This is a genomic window from Blastococcus sp. CT_GayMR20, from assembly GCF_004570345.1.
Genome location: NZ_SPQM01000194.1, coordinates 1 through 7268, shown reverse-complemented (window position 1 = coordinate 7268; position 7268 = coordinate 1). Strand labels below are relative to the sequence as shown.

Annotated in this window: 6 protein-coding genes and 1 pseudogene; 3 read left to right on the top strand and 4 right to left on the bottom strand. The window is 72.1% G+C overall.

Annotated features, from left to right (window positions below; genetic code table 11):
• From E4P40_RS25025 to E4P40_RS25005, 4 genes are all read right to left on the bottom strand, one after another.
• Positions 1-527 (bottom strand): aldo/keto reductase (locus E4P40_RS25025; RefSeq protein ID WP_135161047.1); only part of this gene is annotated, 527 nt, incomplete at its 3' end.
• A 247-nt stretch (positions 528-774) separates the two neighbouring features.
• Positions 775-2202, bottom strand: coding sequence for a hypothetical protein (locus E4P40_RS25015; RefSeq protein WP_135161046.1), 1428 nt, complete (start codon positions 2200-2202; stop codon positions 775-777).
• A gap of 162 nt (positions 2203-2364) precedes the next feature.
• Positions 2365-3108: a VWA domain-containing protein gene (locus tag E4P40_RS25010; RefSeq protein ID WP_135161045.1), complete on the bottom strand. Its 744-nt coding sequence runs from the start codon at positions 3106-3108 to the stop codon at positions 2365-2367.
• Between the two features lie 63 nt (positions 3109-3171).
• Positions 3172-4299 carry a radical SAM protein gene (locus tag E4P40_RS25005; protein ID WP_135161044.1) on the bottom strand — a complete coding sequence of 376 codons (1128 nt, stop codon included), beginning with the start codon at positions 4297-4299 and terminating at the stop codon, positions 3172-3174.
• A gap of 98 nt (positions 4300-4397) precedes the next feature.
• Here E4P40_RS25005 and E4P40_RS25000 point away from each other — a divergent pair, with 98 nt between their 5' ends.
• From E4P40_RS25000 to E4P40_RS24990, 3 genes and pseudogenes are all read left to right on the top strand, one after another.
• Positions 4398-5663 carry an NAD(P)-binding protein gene (locus tag E4P40_RS25000; RefSeq protein WP_135161043.1) on the top strand — a complete coding sequence of 422 codons (1266 nt, stop codon included), beginning with the start codon at positions 4398-4400 and terminating at the stop codon, positions 5661-5663.
• Positions 5660-6793: a radical SAM protein gene (locus E4P40_RS24995; protein ID WP_135161042.1), complete on the top strand. Its 1134-nt coding sequence runs from the start codon at positions 5660-5662 to the stop codon at positions 6791-6793. Before E4P40_RS25000 ends, E4P40_RS24995 begins: the two co-directional genes overlap by 4 nt.
• A 1-nt stretch (position 6794) precedes the next feature.
• Positions 6795-7268, top strand: a pseudogene (locus E4P40_RS24990) (hypothetical protein); the annotation flags it as partial.

Sequence of the window (7268 nt, the reverse complement as noted above, 5' to 3'; positions counted from 1 at the left end):
GCGTCGAACGCGCGCAGCTCGTCCTGCGTCAGGTACGGGTGCACCTCGATCTGGTTGACCGCCGGGCGCACCTCCGTCTCGGCGAACAGCGTGCGCAGGTGGTGCGGCTGGAAGTTGGAGACGCCGATCGCCCGCACCCGGCCGCCCGCGTAGATCTCCTCCATCACCTTCCAGCGAGCGACGAAGTCGCTCACCGCCGGCAGTGGCCAGTGCACGAGGAAGAGGTCGAGGTGGTCCAGGCCCGTGTCGGCGAGGCTGCGGTCGAACGAGCGGAGGATGTCGTCGCGCTCGAGCCGGTTGTTGTTCAGCTTGCTGGTCACGAAGATCTCGTCGCGGTCGACGCCCGACTCGCGGACGGCGATGCCGACCTCCCGCTCGTTGCCGTACATCTGCGCCGTGTCGATGTGGCGGTAGCCGATCTCCAGGGCCGTCGTGGTGGCCTTGACGGTGTCCCCCGGTGGGATCTGGAAGACGCCGAAGCCCAGCTGGGGGATCTCGACACCGTTGTTGAGGGTGATCGTGGGCACTCCGGATGCGGAGGCATGAGCCACAGGTGCGGTCCTCTCGGTCGGTTGCAGCGCCGCACACCGGTGGCGGCGGCTGCCGACGGAGCCGCTACCCGGGATCCCGGTCGGCCATCCGTTCGGTTCTGTCCTGCGGAAGATCGAGGCGGCACGCCGGTTCGTCCCCCTCGGCGGTGCGGCTGAGCAGCGATGCGCTCAGGGCCGAGTGGGGCCCCGGACGTCTGTCCGGGGCCCCACCGCACCTGCCGTGTCAGCCGGGCGAGCCCGTTCGCGTCAACGGCACGACCACGTGGTTGCCCTGGACCACGTGCGTCTCGGGCTCACCCGCCGCGGACGCCTCGGCGACCGCCTCCTCGGTGACCATGTCGGCCTCCGCCTGCTCCGACCGGTCGACCGCTTCCTGCAGGCCGCCGATGCGACGGTGCAGGTCGTCGAGCTCCTCCCGGAGCGCCGGCTGCTCGGCCAGCGCAGGAGGCTGGTGCCGGGTCAGGGTGTCGACCGCAGCGGTCAGTGCCTGCAAGGTCGCCGACACCTGGCCGATGCTCAGGTGCACGGGCAGCTGGACCGTGGGCACTGCGTAGCTCCCTGCGTCGGTCCAGGTCGACCCGGTCTGCGCCCAGCCGGTCCCGGCTGGCCGGTCGGCCCGGCGTGAACGGGACTGCAGGACCAGGAGGTCTCCGGTGGCAACCACCTGGCCGATGCCGTCGAGGGCCACCGCGACCTGGTTGCGCAGCGACAACCACGAGGTGTGCCATCCCGCCGTCGCCGACACGGCCCGGTCGCTGACCACGCGGACCTCGGCCCGATCAGCGGCGACCTTCTTGTCGCGGTCGCGGGCCGCCATGGCCGCCTCGCTGGTGCAGAAGGCCCGGGCGACAGCATCGGCCAGGATCAGCCCGGCGAAGAACAGTCCGGCCGGCCACGGAGGCAGGTCCATCGCCGATGACGTCGCCTCGTATCCGTCCTTCGGTGCGTACCGCCAGTAGACCAGCGCGAAGACCACGTAGCAGGCCAGCACCAGGATCGTCGTCGCGGCGATCACTGCACCGTGCTGGTTGCGCCTGCCGGCCGCGTCCGCCGCCGGGTGACGGAGGAATCGCTGCCAGGTGGCACCGGCCGCCCGGGCGGCGAGCAACCCGAGCATCGGGATCGCCAGGCCCAGGACGACGGCACCCAGCTTCTCCACGGACAGCCAGCTCAGGCCGTCGTCGGTGTCGTAGGTGAACACCTGGTACCAGAAGAAGATCTCGGCCAAGAGCAACATGACCTCGATCCCGGCCAGCACCCGCAGTCCGATGAGCGGCCGCGCGTGGTCGATCTCCTGGCTGAGCGTCCGGGCCTCGCGCTCGCCGGCCTCGTCGGCCCGCTGCCGGCGCCGCGCCGCCTGCTCGCCGGCGACGACGGCGTCGCGGACCGCCTGTGCCCGGACGGCCTCGGCCTCTGCGGCGACCAGCTGTCGGGCGCCGGCCTGGAGGTCGTTCGCCTCCCCCGCGTCGCGGCGGTACGCGGTGACGACGACCCGGCTCAGGACCGCCGTCTCGGCGTTGGACGGCTGCTCCTCGGGCAGGTCGACCAGCGACTTCTCCCGCCTGAGGTCCGACCGCGCGGCCCTCGCCGCGCCGCCGCCTGCCGTGACCGCGGAAGCCAGGCTCCGCAGTCCCTCGATGATGCGCCCCATGATGGGTCCCTTCGGTTCGGAGCGGCTCTGTAGCGCGCCCTCGATGACGTCAGCGGTTCTCCCGTCGACCCGCTGGGCGGTCGAGGAGGTGAGAACGGCCCCGGCCGAGGAATCGCCGGGGCCGCTCTCGTGCGGGGCACGGCGGCAGCCGCGCGACAGGGATCAGCGCCGCTGGAGTTCCTGTCCGGTCAGCTCGGCCACCACCGACGCCACCGTCAGTCCGGTCTCGTCGGCGTCCAGACCGTCGAAGTAGCGCGGCTCGGCCGCGGGGAACGACGTGCCCCACGCCTCCGGTACGTCGATGTCCTCCCCCGGGACGAGGAGGACCACGTCGTGCACGCCGGCGGCCTGCACGGCTGCTCGCCCTTCCTGCTCGGCCTGCGGCAGGTCGGCAAGCTGTGCGTCGGAGAACAGCAGCAGCGCGGTCCTGCAGTGGCTGGGCGGCAGTGCCTGCGCGAGGGCGAGCACGGGAGCGAGCAGCGTCTGGTCGCCCTGGTACACGTCGGCGGCCGCACCACGCACCGCGGGCTCGGCGACCGGCGTCGGCTGGCGGGTCCAGGCCGCAGCGCCTGCGAAGTCGACGACCCCGAGCTCGTCGTCGTCGCGCAGGTTGCGCGGGGCCCAGGAGAGGAAGTCTCTCAGCGCGCTCTCCCGAGCGTCTGCGAAGTCGCTCATCGAGCCGGAGACATCGTTGCCGACGACGAGCCGGAGGCAGGCCGAGCCGCGCGGACCGGCCAGAGCCACCTCGTCGATCGAGTCGGCGGCACCGTGGTCGTCCAACCACAGGACGCCACCGACGACGAGCGCCGCGAGGAGGAGGGCGGCGAGCCAGCGGTCCGGCCGGACCTCGGTCGCCAGCCGGGAGCCGGATGAGAGCCGGTCGGGCCGCGTCAGGGGGGACAGCATGGGAACTCCCGGTGGACAGGAGACGCCGGAGCGCGCCTCGCCCCTCCAGCGGTTCCCCCGTCGTCAGAGCGCGGCCGACGCCCTGTCCGACGAGTACCAGTACGCGTCCGACCCGTCCGGGAAGGTCAGCGTGTTGTGCTGGCACGGGATGCAGCGCGGGCCCAGCCGGAGGCCGTAACGGTCCACGATCTCCTGGGCCCGCAGGAAGACGTCGACGAGGAAGTCCTCGGACGGAGGTTCCCAGGACATCAGCTTGGTGCCCTGCGCGGGTCGGAAGGGGCTGAGCACCGGCTCGCACCCCATGCGGGCGAGGAACTCGATCCCCGCCAGTGTGCTGTCCCGGTCGTCCAGACCCACGATCACCAGCGACCGCACCCGGCCGTCACCGCCGACAGCCTCGAGAGCCGCTTCGACGGTCCGGGCCACGTACGGCGTGGACCGCTCGTGCTTGCGGGGCATGATCGCCGATGCGGCGGCGTCTCCGAAGACCTCCAGGTTCAGCGAGAACCCGCGGACGCCGGCACGCGCCAGCCGGCCCACGTGGTCCGCCGACCCCTCGCGTGGGCTCATCATGACGTCGGTGGGCAGATCGGTGCCCTGCGCGATCGCGGCCAGCGTTTCGTCGAACCACTGGAAATGCCGCGGGCCCGGCGAACCGCCGCTGATGAGCATGTGGTGCGCCGGCAGGTTCCGATCGGCCTGTGCCACCGCCACCGAGGCCAGCACTTCGTCGGCTCCGGTGCGTCGGTAACGGTCGGCCGGCATGTCGCAGAACGCGCAGTCCAGGACACAGCCACCGATCGGGGAGACCCGGATCCGGTCGCAGTGCGACATGGTGGTCGCGACGACGGGTGACCCGAATGCGTTGACCTCGTCCAGGTACCCGGGCAGCGGCAGCACCTCGCAGGGAACGGCCTCCCCGCGGAAGCGCAGCTCGGTGCCGCCCTCCGGGGACACCGCGAGGACGGCCTCCGAGCGATCGGTCCACCACTCGTCGAACGGCGCGTTGAGGTACACGTCGCCGATGCGCAGGGTCACCCCGCCCGTCGTGGCGTACTCGTGGATGGTCAGCGGCAGGTCGCCACCGCGGGTCAGCAGCGGCACCACCGCCGGATCCAGACGCAGTCCGCGGGAGAAGCAGTGCACCTTGAATCGGAACAGGAAGTCGTCCTGCATGCTCAGCGCTGACACCTGCTGCTCCCCGTGGGACGACGACCGAACGGTCGAGGGTAGCCGTTCGCCACCCGGCGTCCCGGCGCCGGACTCGGGTGATCCGGTACAACTCCCTCGTGACATCCCGCCCGCTGGTGCTCGGTGGGGGCATCGGCGGGATCCTCGCCGCCGCGGCCCTGAACCGGGCCGGCCACCGCCCGGTGATCCTCGAGCAGGACGATCTGTCCGCCGCCGCGACGGTCCGTCGCGGCACGCCGCAGGCGGGACAGCTGCACAACCTCCTCACCCGCGCCCAGGTGCACCTCGACACGTTGCTGCCGGGATACCGGGACGCCCTCCTGCGCGCCGGCGGGGTGGAGGCCGTCGTCTCCCGTCAGACCCACGTGCACGAGCTCGGCATCGCCATGCCCGAGCGCGATCTCGGCCTGCGGCTGTGGTCGGCCCCTCGGGCCGTCATCGAGCAGGTGGCGCGCGACCTCCTCCCCGCGGACGTCGAGATCCGGGAACGGACGCGCGTGACGGGCATCGACGTCTCGGACGGCGAGGTGCGCGGCGTCCACATCGAGCGCGACGGGCGGAGTGACCGCCTGCCGGGCGACCTCGTGGTCGACGCCATGGGCACGCTGTCCCGCGCGGCCGACTGGACCGGCTCGACCGCGCCGGTCGAGACCACAGGCGTTCGCCAGTGGTACTGCACGGCGGTGGTACAGCGTCCCCAGGCGTGGCGAGGCCGGCCGGATTTCTGGTTGGTCTTCCCCGACCACCCATCGACCCGAGGCGCCCTGGTCTCCCCGTGGGGACCGGACCGCTGGTACGTCTCGCTGTCCGGGGTGGCAGGGGATCCGGTGCCTCGCACCCCTGCGGACCTGGTTGCCTTCAGCGAGACCCTGCCGGACCCGTCGGTGGCCGACCTCCTCCGCGCCGCACCCGTCGTCGAGCCGCCCAGGGTCTTCGGCAAGCCGACCGCGGTCTGGCGCCACCACGAGCTGCTGCCGTCCCCCGTCACCGGCGTGCTCCCCCTCGGGGACGCCGTCGGGAGCCTCAACCCGCTCTTCGGGCAGGGCATCTCGGTCGCCGCGTGGCAGGCCGCCGGTCTGGAGGAAGCCGCTCGGGACAGCGGGTCCCTGCGGCAGCTCACCCGCCGCCATCTCAGGCACGCCGCGGCCGCCTGCGCAGCCGCGTGGGCACTGATGCACGTGTACGCGCCTCCTGCCGGGAGCGATCTGCCCCGGCTGCGCGAGGACGAGTGGCAGACTCTCGCCGGTCTCGTGCGCGACGACGTCGACGCGCACCGCCGCTACGTCGGGATGTGGCACCTGCTCGAGCCGACGTCCGTCCTTCGGGAGCTCGTTCCCGCCATCGCACCGGAGATCCTCACGTGACGACCACCCTGACGGCAGCCGAAGGGCTCAAGTTCGACCTGCTGGCAGAGGGCCTCGCCATCTCATCGCAGGCCGCGGAACTCCTGGCGGCCGTCAATCACGGCCGGCCGCTGACTCCGGCCGACTACGCCTCGACCTCCGGGGTCATCCTCCAGCTCCCCGACGACACGTGGGTGAACGCGCCGATCGCCGCACACAACGCCAACTTCGTGCTGACGCCGCGCCACGAGCTGGGGGTCGAGGGTGACCGGCTGGTCGTGCGCACCGGCGATCGTGCGACACCCGTCCGGTTCTGGCTGCCTCCGGCATGGCACGGGGAGGCCAACGGCGACGGGGAGCCGTACAACTCATACGCCTTCATGCACGCCGACCGGGTACGGATCTCCCCCATCGAGGGCTGCGCGTTCACCTGCAGGTTCTGCGACCTGCCCTACGAGTTCCGCTATCGCAACAAGCGGCTCGACGGGCTGCTCGACGTGGTCGACGTCGCGCTGAACGACCCGGTCCAGCCGGCGTACCACGTGCTGATCTCCGGTGGCACACCTCGGCCCGAGGACTACGACTACGTCCGCTCGGTCTACCGGGAGGTGATCAGCGGGTTCCCCGGGGTGCCGGTCGACATCATGATGGTGCCGATCGCCGACGTCATGGACCCCGTCTGGCTGGCCGAGCTCGGCGTCGCAGAGATCTCGGTGAACCTCGAGGTCTGGGGCCTGGAGGCGGCGCGGGCCCTGATGCCGCGCAAGCACAAGCAGGGCCGGGAGTACTACCTCGACTACCTGGCGCGTGCGGCCGGGGTGCTCGGCGGGAGCCGGGTCAGGTCGATGCTCATGCTGGGCCTGGAGCCGCTCGAGGACACGCTGGCCGGGGTGGAGGCGATCGCCGAGCTGGGCTGCACACCCGTGCTGAGCCCGTTCCGGCCGGATCCGTCGACCCCGTTGCGCGACCACCCCGTCCCTACGGCCGAGTTCATGCTCGAGGCCTACTCCCGGGCGCTCGAGATCACCCGTCGGCACGGCGTCGCCCTCGGTCCGGCGTGCCGTCCCTGCGCACACAACACGCTCAGCCTCTCCACGGTCACTGGGAACGGCGACGCGTCCATGTCGCACGGCGCTCCCCGGACGGTCTGAGGTGCCCCGGCACCTCCTCGACATCGCCGACCTGGCCGACGACGACCTCGAGGAAGTGCTGGGGGAGGCCGCGTCGGGAGGCGGCATCCCGCGCCGGGAGCCGTTCGTCGTGGGACTGCTCTTCCTCTCCTCGTCCCTGCGCACCCGGACCGGGTTCGCAGTCGCAACGGCCCGCCTCGGCGGCACGGCGGTGACCGTGGACGACTCGCGATTCAGCGGAGGGATGAGCTCCGCGGAGAGCCTCGAGGACACGCTGCGCACGCTCGCCGGCATGGTGGACGTCGTCGTGGTCCGCCCGGACCGGTCGCTGAACCGGCCCCTCGTCCGTGCCGCCTGCCCCGCACCGGTGGTGAACGGCGGCGATCCGGGCGGGGAGCACCCGACGCAGGCGCTCATCGACGTCGCCGCGATGCAGCGCTTCGCGGGCCCGCTGGAGGGCCTGCACGTCGGCATCAGCGGTGACCTGGGGATACGG